Origin of the sequence: Enterococcus thailandicus, from assembly GCF_001886265.1 — a bacterium.
GTDB lineage: Bacteria > Bacillota > Bacilli > Lactobacillales > Enterococcaceae > Enterococcus_B > Enterococcus_B thailandicus.
Window position 1 is genome coordinate 63,923 of record NZ_JXLE01000011.1, and the last position, 18,083, is coordinate 82,005.

General features: G+C 37.3%; 17 protein-coding genes. 14 read left to right on the forward strand and 3 right to left on the reverse strand.

Translation table 11 applies throughout. The features are described from left to right. Window position 1 precedes the first annotated feature (1 nt). The 11 genes from def to RV17_RS08940 all read left to right on the forward strand — a co-directional run bounded on the left by def (window position 2) and on the right by RV17_RS08940 (window position 11,200). Window positions 2–493, forward strand: coding sequence for a peptide deformylase (def, locus tag RV17_RS08890; protein WP_067484760.1), 492 nt, complete (start codon window positions 2–4; stop codon window positions 491–493). Further along, window positions 486–1,427 carry a methionyl-tRNA formyltransferase gene (gene fmt / locus RV17_RS08895; protein ID WP_071869023.1) on the forward strand — a complete coding sequence of 314 codons (942 nt, stop codon included), beginning with the start codon at window positions 486–488 and terminating at the stop codon, window positions 1,425–1,427. Before def ends, fmt begins: the two co-directional genes overlap by 8 nt. Beyond that, window positions 1,427–2,785: a 16S rRNA (cytosine(967)-C(5))-methyltransferase RsmB gene (gene rsmB / locus RV17_RS08900; protein WP_067484685.1), complete on the forward strand. Its 1,359-nt coding sequence runs from the start codon at window positions 1,427–1,429 to the stop codon at window positions 2,783–2,785. The genes fmt and rsmB overlap by 1 nt, the downstream gene beginning before the upstream one ends. A 12-nt stretch (window positions 2,786–2,797) precedes the next feature. After that, the gene (locus tag RV17_RS08905; protein WP_071869024.1) at window positions 2,798–3,538 is read left to right on the forward strand and encodes a Stp1/IreP family PP2C-type Ser/Thr phosphatase; all 741 of its coding nucleotides are present in this window, start codon (window positions 2,798–2,800) and stop codon (window positions 3,536–3,538) included. After that, window positions 3,535–5,571, forward strand: a complete 2,037-nt coding sequence (gene pknB / locus RV17_RS08910) for a Stk1 family PASTA domain-containing Ser/Thr kinase (RefSeq protein WP_071869025.1) — start codon at window positions 3,535–3,537, stop codon at window positions 5,569–5,571. Before RV17_RS08905 ends, pknB begins: the two co-directional genes overlap by 4 nt. A 169-nt stretch (window positions 5,572–5,740) precedes the next feature. Then, window positions 5,741–6,637, forward strand: a complete 897-nt coding sequence (rsgA, locus tag RV17_RS08915; RefSeq protein WP_067484694.1) for a ribosome small subunit-dependent GTPase A — start codon at window positions 5,741–5,743, stop codon at window positions 6,635–6,637. An 11-nt stretch (window positions 6,638–6,648) separates the two neighbouring features. After that, on the forward strand, window positions 6,649–7,299 hold the full coding sequence (rpe, locus tag RV17_RS08920; RefSeq protein ID WP_067484696.1) for a ribulose-phosphate 3-epimerase: 651 nt from the start codon (window positions 6,649–6,651) through the stop codon (window positions 7,297–7,299). A gap of 1 nt (window position 7,300) precedes the next feature. Continuing rightward, window positions 7,301–7,939, forward strand: coding sequence for a thiamine diphosphokinase (locus RV17_RS08925; protein WP_071869026.1), 639 nt, complete (start codon window positions 7,301–7,303; stop codon window positions 7,937–7,939). A 167-nt stretch (window positions 7,940–8,106) separates the two neighbouring features. Further along, window positions 8,107–8,964, forward strand: a complete 858-nt coding sequence (gene mreC / locus RV17_RS08930) for a rod shape-determining protein MreC (protein WP_067484700.1) — start codon at window positions 8,107–8,109, stop codon at window positions 8,962–8,964. 3 nt (window positions 8,965–8,967) lie between these two features. After that, on the forward strand, window positions 8,968–9,477 hold the full coding sequence (gene mreD / locus RV17_RS08935; RefSeq protein WP_067484702.1) for a rod shape-determining protein MreD: 510 nt from the start codon (window positions 8,968–8,970) through the stop codon (window positions 9,475–9,477). Window positions 9,478–9,661: 184 nt separating this feature from the next. Continuing rightward, entirely contained in the window at window positions 9,662–11,200 is a 1,539-nt protein-coding gene (locus RV17_RS08940) for a C40 family peptidase (RefSeq protein ID WP_071869027.1), read from the forward strand. A 123-nt stretch (window positions 11,201–11,323) separates the two neighbouring features. Here the strand turns inward: RV17_RS08940 and RV17_RS08945 are convergent, their stop codons facing one another. Then, entirely contained in the window at window positions 11,324–13,126 is a 1,803-nt protein-coding gene (locus RV17_RS08945; RefSeq protein WP_071869028.1) for a M3 family oligoendopeptidase, read from the reverse strand. A gap of 119 nt (window positions 13,127–13,245) precedes the next feature. Here RV17_RS08945 and RV17_RS08950 point away from each other — a divergent pair, with 119 nt between their 5' ends. Then, entirely contained in the window at window positions 13,246–13,752 is a 507-nt protein-coding gene (locus RV17_RS08950) for a VanZ family protein (RefSeq protein ID WP_071869029.1), read from the forward strand. Window positions 13,753–13,820: 68 nt separating this feature from the next. Then, a complete protein-coding gene (locus RV17_RS08955; protein WP_071869030.1) occupies window positions 13,821–14,546 on the forward strand; it encodes a YebC/PmpR family DNA-binding transcriptional regulator in 726 nt (241 codons plus the stop codon). Window positions 14,547–14,596: 50 nt separating this feature from the next. Here RV17_RS08955 and RV17_RS08960 read toward each other — a convergent pair whose 3' ends face one another. Then, the gene (locus RV17_RS08960; RefSeq protein WP_071869031.1) at window positions 14,597–15,997 is read right to left on the reverse strand and encodes a L,D-transpeptidase family protein; all 1,401 of its coding nucleotides are present in this window, start codon (window positions 15,995–15,997) and stop codon (window positions 14,597–14,599) included. 200 nt (window positions 15,998–16,197) lie between these two features. Then, the gene (locus RV17_RS08965; protein ID WP_067484713.1) at window positions 16,198–17,169 is read right to left on the reverse strand and encodes an L-lactate dehydrogenase; all 972 of its coding nucleotides are present in this window, start codon (window positions 17,167–17,169) and stop codon (window positions 16,198–16,200) included. Window positions 17,170–17,514: 345 nt separating this feature from the next. Here RV17_RS08965 and pth point away from each other — a divergent pair, with 345 nt between their 5' ends. Further along, window positions 17,515–18,075, forward strand: coding sequence for an aminoacyl-tRNA hydrolase (pth, locus tag RV17_RS08970; protein ID WP_067484716.1), 561 nt, complete (start codon window positions 17,515–17,517; stop codon window positions 18,073–18,075). The last annotated feature ends 8 nt before the right edge of the window (window positions 18,076–18,083 follow it).

The window sequence follows — 18,083 nt, forward strand, 5'->3', positions numbered from 1 at the left end:
TATGCGCTACCCAATCTTGATTCACCCAAATGATAAATTAAAACGAACAGCTCAACCTATCGATGTCATCACAGATGAAACAGTTGCCCTACTAGATGACCTGTATGAAACAATGGTTGCGATGGACGGTATTGGTATTGCAGCACCGCAAGTAGGAAAAAATCTTCGTTTAGCAATCGTTGAAGTTGATGAAGGGGACAAATTTGAATTGATCAATCCTGAAATTATTGAGGCAAAAGGAGAAAGCTTAGATGTGGAAGGTTGTTTGAGTATCCCGCATGTTTATGGGACTGTGAAACGTGCAGACGAGGTGACTGTTCGCTATTTTGATCGTGAAGGTCAAGAAATGGAAGTAACGGCATTCGACTATTTAGCACGAGCCTTTCAACATGAAATCGATCATTTAAACGGTGTTTTGTTTGTTGAAAAAATGATTGAACAAATTCCTGAAGAAGAACTTGAAAAATATATGGAGGAGCACATGAATGACTAATATTGTATTTATGGGAACACCAGCTTTTTCCGTCCCAATACTAGAGGGGTTATTGGAAGCTGGCTATACAGTTCAAGCTGTAGTGACACAGCCTGATCGACCAGTTGGTAGAAAAAAAGTGATTACACCAACGCCAGTCAAAGAAGCAGCATTGAAGCACGATTTGCTAGTACTACAACCAGAAAAGATTTCTGGCTCAGAAGAAATGGAAAAAATCGTTGAATTACAACCAGATATTTTGATTACGGCTGCCTTCGGTCAATTTTTACCAGAAAAATTACTTCAAGTTCCTAAACATGGAGCAATCAATGTCCATGCTTCTTTATTACCTAAATATCGTGGAGGAGCACCTGTACATTATTCGATTATCAATGGTGAAAAAGAAACAGGTGTCACCATTATGGAAATGATTAAAAAAATGGATGCTGGTGGCATTTTTGCGCAAGAAAGCTTGCCCATTACCAAACAAGATGATGTTGGAACAATGTTTGATAAATTGAGTTTATTAGGAAAAGAACTCTTATTAAAAACATTACCAAGTATTTTAGATGGTAGCTTAACACCAACTCCTCAAGATGAAGAAAAAGTGACCTTTTCTCCTAACATTACAAGAGAACAAGAAGCAATCGATTGGAATAAAAAGGCTGAAGAAGTTGATAATCAAGTACGCGGGATGCGTCCTTGGCCAATCGCATTTACAACGTATGAAGATGCTCGTTGGAAATTACTAGCTGTGGAGCCACTTGCAGAGGAAACAACCGAAGCTCCCGGTACAATCATTCGCAAAGATAAAAAGAACCTTTGGATTGCGTGTGGCAATCAAACGGTATTAGCAATCAAAGAATTACAACCTGCAGGTAAAGGGAAGCAAACCATTCAAGCATTTCTAAATGGTAGCGGCCAGCATGTAATGGTTGGACAGCAGGTGAAATAATGACAAAAATCCCAAACAGTATGAAAAAATCTGTACGCTACATGGCTTTAATGACCTTAGAACGAGTTTCTAAAGGTGGTGCGTACTCCAATCTTTTATTAAACGAAATGATTAACAAAGGAAAGCTTAATCCAAAAGATATCGGACTATTTACAGAACTTGTTTATGGAACGATTAGTCATCAATTATTACTTGAATTTTATATTACTCCTTTTATTGCTAAAGCAAAAAAAGTAGATGAATGGGTCAAAACATTGCTGTTGTTGTCTGTTTATCAGCTGGAATTTTTAGACAAGGTTCCAGACCATGCGATTTTGAACGAAGCTGTGGAAATTGCGAAAATAAAAGGAAACCCCGGAACAGGAAAATTCGTGAATGGCGTATTGAGAAGTTATCAACGCCAAGGAAAACCTGACGTAGAAACAATCAAAGATCCCGTAGAGCGATTGGCAGTGAAAATCAGTCTACCTGTTTGGCTGACTCAACGTTTTATTGATCAAATTGGGTTTGAAGAAACAGAAAAACTAGGTTATTCACTCTATGAATCAAGCCATGCAAGTGGACGAGTGGATGTTCGTCGCTTGTCACGTGAACAAGCAATCACTGTTTTGAATGAAGAAGATATCTCTGTGAAAGAAAGCCAAGTTAGCCCTTATGGTGTTGTTGCTGAAAAAGGTCATTTAGCTTCGAGTTCACTATTTCATGATGGGTTGCTAACTGTCCAAGATGAAAGCTCCATGCTAGTTGCACCAGCCATGCAAATTGAGCCAGAGCATCATGTGCTGGATGCATGTGCTGCGCCAGGCGGTAAAACAACGCATATTGCAACATTTTTAGATTCAACATGTGGTGGCGAAGTGATTGCTCTTGATGTTCATGATCATAAAGTAAAGCTAATTGACGAAAATGCTGCTCGCTTAAATGTGTCGTCAGCAGTTTTTGCACAAAAAATGGATGCACGAGAAGTACAACAAACTTTTGAATCAGAACAATTTGATCGTATTTTGGTTGATGCACCATGTTCTGGTTTAGGCTTATTGCGTCGGAAACCAGACATTCGCTACAAAAAAAATCCACAAGATTTAGAAAATTTACCTAAAATTCAATTAGCAATTTTGGAAAGCTGTGCTCCTACGTTAAAATCGTCAGGAATCTTGACTTATAGCACTTGCACCATTCTAGCTGATGAAAATCAAGGGGTCATTTCGACCTTTTTAAAACGACATCCTGAATTTGAAAGGATTGATGTTTTAGTGAGTCCTGTGCTAAAATCATCAATCGAAGATAAAATGTTAACTTTGTATCCACATCAATTTAATACAGATGGCTTTTTTATCTGTTGTTTGCGTAAAAAGTAATGAGGTGAAGAAATGCAAATTGAATTTCAATCAGATGTAGGAAGACGCCGTAATACCAACCAAGACTATGCGAGTGTATTTACTAATCAAAAAGGAATCAAACTGGCAGTTTTAGCTGATGGAATGGGTGGGCATCGAGCTGGTGATATTGCCAGTCAAATGGCTGTGACCAATTTGGGTGCTGACTGGGAAGGACAAGCACTAAAAGATAGTGAAAAAATTGCCCAGTGGTTTATTCAAACAATCCAAAATGAAAATGGTAAAATTTATCAGCGAGGACAAGAAAAGCCAGAATATAATGGTATGGGGACAACCATTGTTGCTGCAGCTCTGTCAGAAACAAGATTTACGATTGCAAATGTTGGGGATAGTCGTGCTTATCTAGTACGTGAAGACCAATTAAAGCAGTTAACAGAAGACCATTCATTAGTGAATGAACTGGTCAAATCTGGTGAAATCAGTCAAGAAATGGCAGTGAACCATCCAAGAAAAAATATTTTGACACGATCGGTAGGAATGCCGGGGACAGTTGAAGTAGATGTAGCAACTTATTCTTGGCAATTGGGTGATCGATTATTACTTTGCTCAGATGGACTTACTAATATGTTGTCAGAAGAAATGATTGGGTCAATTATCGATGGTGCCGGTTCGCTTACGGATAAAGTAAAAGAATTGATCGATCGTGCAAACGAGGCAGGTGGCGCTGATAACATTACTGCACTCCTTATTGAGTACAAGGAGGACTGTGCATGATCGAGTTAGGTAAGAAATTAAATGGACGTTACCAAATCACTGGCAATATTGGCAGTGGCGGAATGGCAAATGTTTTCTTGGCCCATGACCTAATCTTAGACCGTGATGTAGCTGTCAAGGTTTTACGGTTTGACTTTCAAAACGACAAAACTGCTATCCGCAGATTTCAAAGAGAAGCGTTAGCAGCAACTGAATTGGTTCATCCAAACATCGTGAGTGTGTATGATGTTGGTGAAGAAGCTGGTATGCAATATTTAGTAATGGAATATGTGAAGGGAATGGATCTCAAGCGATACATCCAAACCCATTATCCAATTCCATATCAGACAGCTGTTGATATTATGCAACAAATTTTATCAGCGATTTCTTTGGCTCATAATCATCAAATCATCCATCGCGATTTAAAACCTCAAAATATTTTGATTGACCATGAAGGTGTCGTGAAGATTACTGATTTTGGAATTGCGATTGCATTATCTGAAACATCAATTACTCAAACGAATACAATGTTAGGCTCCGTGCATTACTTGTCACCTGAACAAGCAAGAGGAAGTATGGCTACGAAACAGTCCGATATTTATGCGCTTGGAATCATTCTTTATGAGATGTTGACAGGTAGTGTGCCATTTGACGGTGAGTCAGCAGTAACGATCGCTTTGAAACATTTTCAAGATGAGCTACCTTCGATTAAAGCGATTGATCCGGGAGCGCCACAGGCATTGGAAAATGTTGTATTGAAAGCAACTGCAAAAGAACCAACGGATCGGTATTTGACTGCGGATGAAATGAATGAAGACTTAGCAACGGTTCTTTCACCTGCGCGTGCGAATGAACCAAAGTGGGAACCGCAAGCTATGCTGAATGAAACCAAAGTGCTGACACCGATTGATGCAGACTCACCAATGCCAGATTCGTTCAAGTCGATGCGTTTACCAGATGAGCATGACGTGTGGGAACAACCAAATCATCAACCAGAAGAAGAGGAAGAAAAACCAAAGAAAAAACGAAAAAAATGGTGGATTTTACTCATTCTGGTCTTACTGGGCTTAGGCATCGGCGCAGGCGTATTTTTTGCTTCTGGTGGTCGAGGCGAAGTGGAAGTACCAGATGTATCAGATTTAACGGAAGCAGCGGCTCGAACGGTGTTGGAAAACGCGAATCTAAAAGTAGCGAGCGAGACAGAAGAAATTGCTGATGACAAAATTGAAGAAGGAAATGTGGTTAAAACAGATCCTGCAGCAAAGACAACTGTGAAAAGGAATCGCGAAGTAAAATTATATTTAAGCAGTGGCTCGAAAAAAATCAAATTAAAAGATTATGCTGGCGTAAACTACGATGAAGCAAAAGCAAATTTAATTGAATTAGGTTTTTCAGAAAACCAAATTAAGTCGGAAGAAGAATATAGTTCTGAAGTTGAGAAGGGTGCAATTATTTCTCAAACACCTGCGGACGGAGAAGTTGATCCGGATTCTGATACAATTACTTTCAAAGTGAGCAAAGGAGCGGAACCAGTTTATTTGTATAATCATACAGGCGAAAACTATGATGAAGTTTATAGTACGTTGATATCTGCAGGCTTTTTAGCATCGAATATTAGCGTGAGCTATGATTATAGCGATACGATAGCTGCGGGAAATATTATTAGTCAAAATCCCGGGTCAGGCGAATTCACGGCAGCAGAAACAGCTGTTAGTTTTGTAGTCAGCCAAGGAGCTGAGGAAAAACCAAGTCGTCTAAATGATATTTCAGGCTATTCAAAGAGTGAAGCACAAAATTATTTATCTGGGATTGGCGCTGAATACATTGGACATGAAACATCTGAATACTCAGATACTGTCGACAAGGATAAAGTTATTCGTACTAATCCAGGTGTCGGAGCAAGCATTGCTAAAGGTGATATCGTGAGTGTTGTTTACTCCAAGGGACCAGATCCAGCAAAAGCTTCTTCAGAAAAAGATTCATCAAGTAGTTCAACAAAAGAAACGACAGAGACAACAGGAGAATCAAAGGAAGAAAATAAATCACAAGAGTAACCACATGTGACTCAACTAAGCACAAAAGAATTATGTTGTTAGTGAAAAACTAATGACATAATTCTTTTTTTATAGAAAAATGTAAAAATAAATTTTCTAGAGTTTAATAAGTTTACTTGTAAAGGCATAAGAATTCTTTTTCCTGTGTTAAAATAAATAAAAAACGGAGGTGGCACAAATCAGAGGACAAATTAGAAAAGCAATCAGTGGTTTTTATTATGTTTATGCCGATGGGGAAACCTACCAAACACGAGGAAGAGGAAATTTTCGTAATCGAAAAATTAGTCCATTAGTTGGTGACCAAGTCATTTTTGAAAGTGAAAATAAAACAGATGGTTATTTGCTGGAAATTTTGCCACGAAAAAATCAATTAGTAAGACCGCCGGTGACGAATGTTGATTTAGGTGTAATCGTAACCAGTTTAGTTGAACCAAATTTCTCAGCGAATTTACTTGATCGCTTTTTAGTGATGCTTGAGTATGAAATGATTCGACCAATTATTTTTCTAACAAAGACAGATTTAGCACCGAATGATCCCAAAATTAAAGAGATTAAAGAAACCTACGAAAAAATTGGTTATCCAGTTATAGTACCGAAGCAATCAGGAGATACAGATGAATTAATTCGTTACTTTCCAGAGCAGCTAACTGTTTTTATGGGGCAATCGGGGGCAGGCAAGTCGACTTTACTTAATCAAATCTCGCCAGAATTACAGTTAGCAACAGCAGAAATTTCAGATTCTCTTGGTCGAGGGAAGCATACTACGCGTCATGTTGAATTGATTCCGTTGTATGATGGATTGGTTGCTGATACACCAGGCTTTAGCTCGATTGACTTTCTGACGATTGAAGCAACGGAGCTACCAAAACAATTTCCGGAATTTGTTGAGGCGTCTGCACATTGTCGTTTCCGTGAATGTATGCATGCGAAAGAACCAGGGTGTGAGGTCAAACGCCGAGTAGAAAATGGCGAAATTGCACAAACGCGTTATGATAACTATTTGCAATTTCTACAAGAAGTTGAAAAGCGCAGACCTGTTTATAAAAAAGAGAGCAAAAGAAAATAGGGGGAAATGAAATGAAATTAGCACCATCAATCTTAAGTGCAGACTTTGCCAACTTACAACGTGATATTGAGTTAGTAGAAAAAGGTGGAGCAGATTACATCCACGTCGATGTTATGGATGGTCAATTTGTACCAAACATTACATTAGGACCAAATGTTGTCCAAGCAATCCGTCCAGTGACTAAATTGCCTTTAGATGTTCATTTGATGATCGTAAATCCAGAAAATTATATTACAGATTTCGCAAAAGCTGGTTCCGACATCATTACTGTTCACGCTGAATCAACACCACATATTCATCGTGCTGTTCAAATGATTAATGATCTAGGAGTGAAATCTGGTGTGGTAATCAATCCTGGTACACCAGTTTCAGCAATTCAGCATGTGTTATCTATAGTTGATCAGGTCTTGGTCATGACGGTAAATCCTGGTTTTGGCGGTCAAAGCTTTATTGAAGAAACTGTTGTTAAAATTGCTGAATTAGACTTGCTTCGCCAAGAAAATGGCTATCATTACGCAATCGAAGTTGATGGTGGAATCGTTCCGGAAACAGCGAAAATTTGTAAAGAGGCAGGAGCAGATGTTTTTGTAGCAGGATCTTACATCTATGCCTCTGAAAATCCAATCCATCAAATTAATCAACTCAAAGAGGCTTTGAGCTAAAATGAAAATTTTATTAGCAGCAGGCGGATCACCACAAGAATGGCCAGAGATAACAGGCTCTGAGTATGACTATCATGTTGGTATTGACCGTGGAGCGTTATATTTATTGCAACAAGGATTTTCTTTGGAACTAGCTGTGGGTGATTTTGATTCGTTAAATGAGGAAGAACGTACTTATGTTTTCTCACAAGCAGAGCTGGTTATTCAATCGTCAGCAGAAAAAGACGATACTGACACGCAATTAGCATTAGTGTCTACATTCGAGCGCTATCCCGATGCAGATTATAGCTTAGTAGGTGCGACTGGTGGACGTTTGGATCATTTATTATCTAATTTGTGGTTAGGACTGGAGCCAAGGTTTCAGCCATATATTCAGCATTTGACTTTGGCAGATCGTCAAAATAATTTGAGTTATTACTTGCCAGGCAGCTACTCAATCAAAAAGATACCAGAAATGAAATACTTGGCTTATTGCTGTTTGACGCCCGTCAGCCATCTGGATATCAAAGAAAGCAAATATGAGTTAGAAAATGCAACTGTTACTCAACCAACTTCGTATGCAAGTAATGAATTTGTTTCTGATACAGCTAAATTTTCATTTGAAACGGGTGTAATAGCTGTAATTCAAAGCAAAGATTAAGGAACTTCTTTGGCTAGAATTTCACAAACGTGGACACTTGAATAACTAAAGCAAGCATAGTGAAAAAGATTTGCTAAAAAAAGATTAAGAGAAGTAACTTGCCTTTTGTTTCAAGGTGTTTAGTGCTAAAATTAAAAACAAGAGTCTAATTAATTCGAGGTGTCTTTGTGAAGAAGTTCAATCCCAATAAAAATATTATTATTACGTTGATTATTGTCATTATTGTGGTGACGATTTTAAGTGTAACGGCTGCTCAACGAGCAAATGAAGGAAAAACTAATATATTTCAATCTGTTGTCAATGACAGTGTTGCTATTATTGACAAAGCTGTTTTCGCACCAGCAAGATGGGTCGGAAATGGTGTGAATTCTGTGCATAATTTATTTTCTACTTATTCTGAGAATGAGCGACTAAAAGAGCGTTTAGATAGTTATGATGAAGTAGCACAGCAAAATAAAAATTATCAAAAAGAAATTGAGTCATTGAAGAAAGAACTTGATTTGAATCAAACATTAACCAGTTATGAGAAAGTCACTGCCAACGTTATTACTCGCTCACCTGATAGTTGGCAAGACATGTTGACTGTTGATAAAGGTTCAAGAGATGGTATCGAACCAAACATGGCTGTTATGTCACAAAAAGGTTTAGTTGGACGTATAGTTGAGGTAAATGCAGCTTCTTCCAAAGTTGAGTTATTAACTTCAGCTAATGAAAGTTCAGATCATTTTCCGGTAAAAATTAATTCTGCCAACGGGAATGCTTTTGGGTTGCTCAAAGGATATGATGAAGCAAACCAAGCGTTGGTTGCAACACAATTGACTGGTGATACAGACATCAAGGAAGGCGATGTTGTACAGACATCTGGTTTAGGAGGTAATTCACCTGCTAACTTGTCAATCGGGACAGTTACAAAAGTTAAACCTGACAGTAATGGTTTAGATCGAGAAGTTTATATCAAACCTTATGCACAGATGTATGACTTATCAGTTGTCACAATCATCCAACGCTTAGTGGAGGATGAGTAGCTTATGCTGAAAAAAGAAACGATGAAGTATTACCTACCTGTTATCCTGTTCTTTCTTATGCTTTTGGATGGGCAGGTAACTAGAGTTTTAGGTGAGTGGACAAAAGGTGTCTACATGGCAAATGCGCATTTTTTGATTCTGGCATTACTATTTTGTAGCCTAAGCTTCTCAAAAAGATATCTGTTAATTACGACAATCGTCTTAGGTGCCATTTTTGATATGTATTATATTGGTGTAATTGGTATTTATGCGGTAGCACTTCCCTTAATTGTTTTTATCATGTACTCAATGAGTCAAATTATTCATACAAATATATTTACCGAATTTTTTAGTATGATTATTTTTGTGACTGGATATGAACTATTTACGTTAATTATTCAGCTGATTTTTAAACTTGCGATAGTGAATAAGAATTATTTTATTACCCAGTTTTTAGGCCCAACATTGCTGTTGAACATGATTATTTTTGCTATTTTTGTATTTCCATTTAAGAAATTATTCAGTGATGAATAATTTCTTTTTTTGTTTCTATTTCCTTTTCTAACAATTTTGTCATTTTATAAATGTATTTTGAAATATTTTTGTAACATAACTATTATATCGCTGACATACAGCTATGGTACAATTTTCTTATCGTTAAGAAAGACTTAAATATTTTTAGATATTTATTAAATTAAGCCAGTCGGAGGAATGAAGAGTGAAAAAGAGTTTATTATCAGCAGTAATGGTTTGTTCAATGACTTTAACTGCCGTAGCATCACCGATCGCTGCCGCGGCAGATGATTTCGATTCACAGATCCAACAACAAGATAAGAAAATTGCAGACCTACAAAACCAACAATTAGATGCACAATCACAAATTGATGCTTTGGAAAGTCAAGTTACTGATATTAACACACAAGCTCAAGATTTATTATCAAAACAAGAAACTTTACGTAATGAATCTGCACAATTAGAAAAAGAAATTGCAGATTTACAAGAACGTATTGAAAAACGCCAAGATACAATTCAAAATCAAGCGCGTGAAGCACAAGTGAAAAATACAAGTTCAAATTACATTGATGCTGTAATGGATGCAGACTCATTTGCAGATGCTGTTGGTCGTATTCATGCGATGACAACAATCGTTAAAGCAAACAATGAATTAATTGAACAACAAAAAGAAGATAAAAAAGCTGTTGAAGACAAACAAGCTGAAAACAAACAAAAACAACAAGAACTTGCTGAAAACCAAGCAGCTTTAGAAGCTCAAAAAGGTGATCTTTTATCTGCACAAGCTGACTTAAACGTAATGAAAACTTCATTAGCTGCTGAACAAGCAACTGCTGAAGATAAGAAAGCAGATTTAAATCGCCAAAAAGCAGAAGCAGAAGCTGAACAAGCTCGTATTCGCGAACAAGAACGTTTAGCAGAACAAGCACGTCAACAAGCTGCTCAAGAAAAAGCTGAAAAAGAAGCACGTGAACAAGCAGAAGCTCAAGCTGCTGCACAAACAGCAGTTTCTGAATCTACAGCTACTGAATCAACTGTAGTATCTGAATCTTCAGCAACAGCAACATCTGATTCTTCAGTAGTAGAAGAATCAACAACGCCTGAATCTTCAGCAACAGAAGAGTCAACAACACCTGAAACTTCAACACCTGAAGAATCAACTGTACCTGAAACTTCAACACCTGAAGAGTCTACAGTACCTGAAACTTCAGCACCTGAAGAATCAACAACACCGGAAGCTCCTGTAACAGAAGATTCTTCTTCAGAAGCTCCTGTAGTTCAAGAACCAACAACACCAAGTACTGGTAATGGAAACTCAAATACTGGTAACGATGGTTCAACTACACCATCTAAACCTGTTACACCTCCATCAACTGGTGGTTCATCATCTGTTAATGGTTCAGCTATCGTAGCAGAAGCTTACAAATATATTGGTACACCATATGTTTGGGGTGGAAAAACTCCATCAGGATTTGACTGCTCAGGTTTCACACGCTATGTATACTTACAAGTAACTGGTCGTGACATCGGTGGCTATACTGTTCCTCAAGAACAAGCTGGAACAAAAATTTCAGTTTCTCAAGCTAAAGCAGGAGACCTATTATTCTGGGGTTCAGCTGGTGGAACTTACCACGTAGCAATTGCTTTAGGTGGCGGACAATACATCCATGCACCTCAACCAGGTGAAAGTGTAAAAGTTGGCTCAGTTCAATGGTTTGCACCTGACTTTGCAGTTAGCATGTAATTTTAATTGAAAAAATAAAAGAGTTGGGCATCAGCCTAACTCTTTTCTGTTTTTTTACTTAAATAAAAAGCCTGAACAACTTTTTGGATTGAAAAGTCGTTCAGGTTTTTTGTGTTAAAAGAATTATTGAACAAATTCTTCCGTTAATTCCATGAATTGTTGAATATCATCTAAAACCATGTCAATTCCGGCTTGCCAGAAATCTGGTTTTGTTAGATCAACACCAAGATGTTTTTCAGCTAGCTCTTCTGTAGTCATTGAAGCTGTATCTCTTAGTAAATCAATGTATTCTTGTTCAAAATTTGTGCCTTTTTGATTAGCATAAGCATAAATTCCCATACTGAATAGATAGCCAAATGTATACGGAAAATTATAAAATGGTACATCATCAATAAAGAAATGTAATTTTGCTGACCAGAAATATGGATGGTAACTAGCCAAGGCATCTTGATAACCTTCTTTTTGCGCGTCAATCATCATCGAAGTTATTTCTTCTTCAGAAACTAATCCTTTTTGACGAGCAGTATAAAAACTGTTTTCAAAAATAAAACGTGAATGAATGTTCATGAACATGGCCAGCGCATTTTGTAATTTAGTATCTAGTAAATTGATTTGCTCTTCTTTGGATTTTGCAGCTTTTAGGGTAGCATCCGCTACAATCAGTTCTGCAAAAGTACTAGCAGTTTCTGCTACATTCATAGCATATTCACGGTTTAATGAAGGAAGATCCCACATTGTACTACTGTGAAAGGCATGACCAAGTTCATGTGCTAAGGTAGCAACCTCATTTACAGAATTGCTATAAGTCATGAAAATTCTTGATTCTTTTGTTTCAGGTAATTCAGTACAGTAACCACCTGGGCGTTTTCCTGGACGATCTTCCGCTTCAATCCAACTTTTTTCAAATGCTGATCGAGCAAAGTCAGCCATTTTAGGACTGAATTTTTTAAAGTTTTCGACGATAAACGCCGCAGCTTCATCAAAGGTAAATGTTTTTTCTTCTAGGTCGCCTAAAATGATTGGTGCATCTTGATCTTGCCATTCCATTTTTTCTTTGCCAAAAAGATTTGCTTTTCGGGTCAAATAGTCTGCTAAAGGTTGTTTGTTTTTCTCAATCGTTGACCACATAACATCAAGAGTTTCTTTTTTCAAGCGATTGTATTCTAACGGTTTTTGCAGATAATCAGTAATGCCGTGAAGCTTATAAGTAGAGAGACGGAAACCATCTAAATGATTTAGTGTATCGCCAAATAGGGGTGCTTTTTCTTTCCATGCTGTTTCCCAAGCAACAAATAATGTTTTACGAATTTCTTGATCAGGATCACTCATCATTTTATTGAATGCTTGTCCAGCGGAAAGTTCAACTGTTTCACCGTTTTGAGTAAAAGGAATCTTGATGCTGGCAACGATGGTATCGTAGTGACTACTCCAAGCGTTTAGCCCATCAAGTGATAAAGTATTGATAATATTTTCTTCGGATTCTGATAATAATTGCGCACCATCACGACGAAGTTCATTTAAACGAAACGCAAGTAGTTGAAAATTAGAATTTGTGATTAGTGTTTGCCAGTGTTCTTCATTTATTTTTGCAAATTTTGTCGAAAGGACAGTTTCTGCTGACTGTAGTCGAGGAAGAAGTGCATAAAGTTTTCCAGATAAAATTTTCGCTTGTGAATCGTTTACATTTGCAGATAATAGTGCAGTGATGTAGCTGTCACATTGAGTGAATCCATCAGAAATTTTTGCTTGTAATTGTAAAATGGTTTGTAGTTGTTCAAAGTCTTCTGGTGTGAATTCCCAATTCCCAACTAATTGATAATAGTTTTCCATCTGTGATTCAAGCTCAGTCATACGCTCATTTAAGGCTAAAGAATTGCTTCCCCCAGAAAAAATGGAGTCAAGATCCCAGTTTAATGAATAGTTCATAAAAAATCTCCCTTCAATTTTTTGTTCAACATTTAGTATAGCATTATCTAGTAGAAGAAGTCTTTTTTTAGATTGTCGTTTCCGAAAAAAAAAGCTAAGATAAGTAGGAGAGGTGACTTATGAATTCAATCCAAAAACAAATGAAAAATGGAAACTTTTATTTGGTCATTGCTTTGCTGATTGTAGCTGTATTATTTTATAGTTCATCGCAAACGTATGTAGAGCAGTCACAAGTTTCCAGATTAGAAGGCTGGCTTTCTTCACAGCCATTTAAAGAAACATTCGCAACGATTCGCTTTGATTATGGCGGAAGCGAAGTGAGTATTGAGCATTTAGGCTATTTCAAATTTGTAGAGTTTTTTATCCGAAAAGCAGCTCATTTTGGAACATATTTTATTCTAGGGGGTAGTTTGTTCTTAGGTGTGTTTCCTAAGCTAAAAATTTGGTGGTTAACAGGAATTTTAGCATGGTTATCGGCGACAGGATATGCTGGTCTAGATGAGTTTCATCAAATGATGACCGGTGGTAGATCGCCAATGTTTCAAGATGTGATGCTTGACTCAATGGGTGCATTGACGGCTGTTTTATTGTGTATTTTGGTGAAAGGCTGGAAAAAGAAATTATAAATTTGGAAGATTGCTTTTTTTGTCAGAGGGTCTAAAATGATTCGTGTGAACATAAAGGAGGAGTAGAAATGTCAGGACACAGTAAATGGCACAATATTCAAGGAAGAAAAAATGCCCAAGATGCAAAACGTGGTAAAATTTTTCAAAAACTTTCACGAGAAATCTATATGGCAGCAAAATCAGGTGGGCCTGATCCTACAATGAATCCTGCACTACGTTTAGTGGTAGACAAAGCAAAAGCGGCTAATATGCCAAATGATAATGTAGAACGTGCCATCAAAAAAGCGACAACTGCGGCAGATGAAGCAAATTATGATGAAATTACGTACGAAGGGTACGGTCCAGGTGGCGTAGCGATCTTGGTACATGCGTTGACGGATAATCGAAATCGAACAGCAACCAATGTTCGCGTAGCTTTTACACGTAATGGAGGATCTTTGGGAGAAACGGGGTCCGTTAATTATTTGTTTGATCGTAAGGGCTATTTGGTCATTCAACGTGAAGGATTAGCAGTAGATGAGGAGACAATGTTTGAAGATGTGCTGGAAGCTGGAGCAGAAGATCTGCAAACTTCAGCTGAAGTATTTGAAATCTACACAGCACCTGAAGATTTTGTAGCTGTTCGTGATCAATTAGAAAAAGATGGATTTACTTTTGTCCAGGCTGAATTGACAATGTTTCCCCAAATGATGATTTCATTAACAGATGAGCAACGCGAACAATTAGATAAACTAGTCGATAAATTGGAAGACGACGATGATGTCTCAGAGGTCTTTACTTCTGCTGAAATGTAAAAATAAAAAGGAGTCAACGAACAATTTGTTCGTTGACTCCTTTTTGAGTATTAGAATACCAAAACAGGCGTACCTACTTCGACCATTCCAAATAATTCTTTCATGACACTTGGTGGTGTATTAATACAACCGTGTGAGCCACGAGTTTTCCATAACTCGCCACCATACTCCGGCTGCCAGTCAGAATCATGGATTCCGACACCGGTCCAGTCGATTGGCATCCAGTAATCTACAGGACTTGCATATGGCGTGCCATCATCGTTGGTTCCCTTTAGAACGGAATTGGTTTCTTTGTTCCAAACGTAAAAGACACCAGCAGGGGTTTGAGTTGTTGGTTTACCAGAAACGATATCTGTTTCAAGTGCGACTTTGCCATCTTTGTAGTACCACATGTGTTGGTTTTGTAAATCAACTTCAATGTAAGTATCTTCAATTAAAGCATGATCAGCAGTTGTGCTTCCTTGAACAATCGGTGAGCGAGTAAAATCTTGACCAGCTAAAATTTGTTTCTTTAGAGCTGCGACTTCATCTTCTGTTTGAATGGTCCAACTGTACGTTCCTGTTGGGACATTTACTTCGCCGCGTTTTGTGCTGTTAAACACGGTATCATTTGTACTTGTATTATATTCTTGACCTAGCTCAGTCACATATTGCGTCATTTTGTCAGTATCTAAATCAATTTTGCCGTCTGAATAAATCAGCCAACTAGCTAAATCGTTTGTAGGAATTTGGAATGTTTGTCCATTAATGCTATAAGTTGCTTTGACTTTAGCAATATTGTTCATAGCTGTTAATTGTTGATTTAGCTCTTTGTCGTCAGCAGTAACTTTAGCTTTTTGCTTAAAGTCATTCAAGTCGATTTGCTTTTCACTTGTAGCAGCAACTTCTTTGATTTCTTTTACGGTTGCGTCTACGTCAATTGAATCACCGTTAACTTCAGGTGTAATGGCGAAGCCGTCATCTGTTTTTTTGATGGTAGCATCTTGTGTTTGCTTTCGATTACTATTTAAATCATTTAGCTTTGTTGTCAGCGTATCGATTGTAGCGTCTAGTTTTGAATGATCTTGACTAACAGGATCAATTTCTTGTTTTTCAGCTGCTGAAACATAAGTCATCCCCCAAGTCCAACCGTTTTGCTTGGATAAGAGTTTACTTAAATCATCTGAAAAATCATCGCGATAACCTAATTCTGATTTAGCGATTTCTTGCCAAACTTTACCATTTTCTTCAATTGCTAAAGTTGTATTAGAGTAAGTGTCTTTTAATTTCTTGTTTGCCTGATCAACAGTCATATTACTTACATCAATTTCGTTGATCTCAGTATGAGGTAAGAAGTGACTTGTGTAATATGTACTGCGGAAGGTATAAAAGCTGACTAATATCAACAGAACACCAAGTGCTGAAAGAATGCCAATGTGTATCTTTTTTTTGTGTTGGGAAGATCTTGTCATAGAACGATAACTCCTTGAATAATAGAATAGGGTGCATATCGAGTTCATCATAGCATAATTTATTTAAAAAGACGAAGTTTAAATATTCATTATGGAAAAAATTAAACAAAATCTTTTTTGATAATTATTTCAAAATAATAAAAAAGCCGAGACATACATTGTCCCGGCTACAAGTTTCACTTTAACGAAGAAGCACTCAATTAGTCTTCTAAGTTTGCGAATGCTTGGTCTAAAATTTCTTTTAATTGTTTAGCTGAAGCATTCATACGATCTTGTTCTGCATCAGATAATGGAATTTCGATAACTTTTTGGATACCTTGAGCATTGATAACAGCAGGTGCGCCGATATAAATGTCGTTTAATCCATATTGATCTTCCATGTAAACAGATAAAGGTAATACAGCATTTTCGTCATCAAGGATAGCACGAGTAATACGAGCTAATGCAACTGCGATACCATAGAAAGTAGCGCCTTTTTTCTCAATGATTGTGTAAGCTGCGTCGCGTACGCCGAAGAAGATATTTACTAATGCTTCTTCATCTACTTCTGGGTTATTTTTAACCCATTCGTAAATTTGTAGTCCAGCAACGTTTGCGTGTGACCAAACTGGGAATTCTGAGTCACCGTGTTCGCCAAGGATGTAAGCATGGACGTTACGAGCATCAACGTCAACTAATTCAGCAATCTTTTGACGGAAACGAGCGGAGTCAAGAGATGTACCTGAACCGATAACGCGTTCTTTAGGGAAGCCAGAGAATTTCCAAGTTGAGTAAGTCAAGATATCAACTGGGTTAGCAGCAACTAAGAAAATACCATTGAAACCTGATTCAACGATTTGTGTAACAACGTCACGGTTGATTTTTAAGTTTTTATTTACTAAATCTAAACGAGTTTCACCTGGTTTTTGTGGAGCACCAGCAGTGATAACTACAAGGTCAGCATCATGTGCATCTGCATAAGTAGCTGAGTAGATTTTTTTAGGTTGTGTCCAAGCAAGAGCATCAGTTAAGTCTAATGCGTCTCCTTCAGTTTTAGCTGTGTTAATATCTACAATTCCAACTTCTTGAGCGATATTTTGAGTCACTAGAGCGAAAGCATAGCTAGAACCTACGGCACCGTCTCCAACAAGAATAACTTTTTTGTGATCTTTAATTTCTGCAGTTGCAGTCATATGTGTATCAATCCTTCCATTGATTTGTTTTTCCCTTGACTATGCTAACACGGATCAGCCTTGCTGTCACGCTATTTGACTAGGAAATATAACAGATAACAAGGTTGTATCATATGTAAAAGCTTACATGTGCGTTATTTCACTATTTCTTGAAACCAATGATTTCATTAAGTTTTGAAGAAATTTTTAATATTTTTATCATTTATTAAACATTCTGTTTTAGTCGAAACAGCTGTTTATGTGTTATACTGTTTTTAAAAATAAAAAAGAAGAATGAATCTTTTAACTGGACTGCTGATTAGCTGTCCAGCATTTTGTGTTCTTTAGAATTAGGTGAATAAATAAATGAAAATGATCGTAGGATTAGGTAATCCTGGAACGAAGTATGAACAAACAAAACACAACATTGGATTTATGGTTGTTGATCGTCTTGCAAAAGAGCATCAAGCGACATTTAAAAAAAATACCTTTGAAGCGGAAGTTGCAGAATTCTTTTACAAGGGAGAAAAGATTTTACTTGTAAAACCGCAAACTTTCATGAATGAATCAGGTCGTTCGGTCGGACCGTTAATGACTTATTTTGGTATTTATCCAGAAGAGTTAATTGTTGTATATGATGATTTAGATTTGGCAGTCGGAAAGATTCGTTTACGCCAAAAGGGAAGTGCCGGCGGACATAATGGAATGAAAAGTATCATTTCTCACTTGGATACGAATATTTTTAATCGTGTAAAAGTTGGGATTGGTCGACCCGAAGGTAAAAAGACGGTGGTTTCACATGTGCTTAGTCCTTTTAGTAAAGAAACACAACCTTTAATAGAAGAAAGTATTCATCAATCGGTTCAAGCAATCAATTTTGTTCTCGACGGGCATTCATTTATTGATACAATGAATCAGTTTAACTAAGAAGGAGA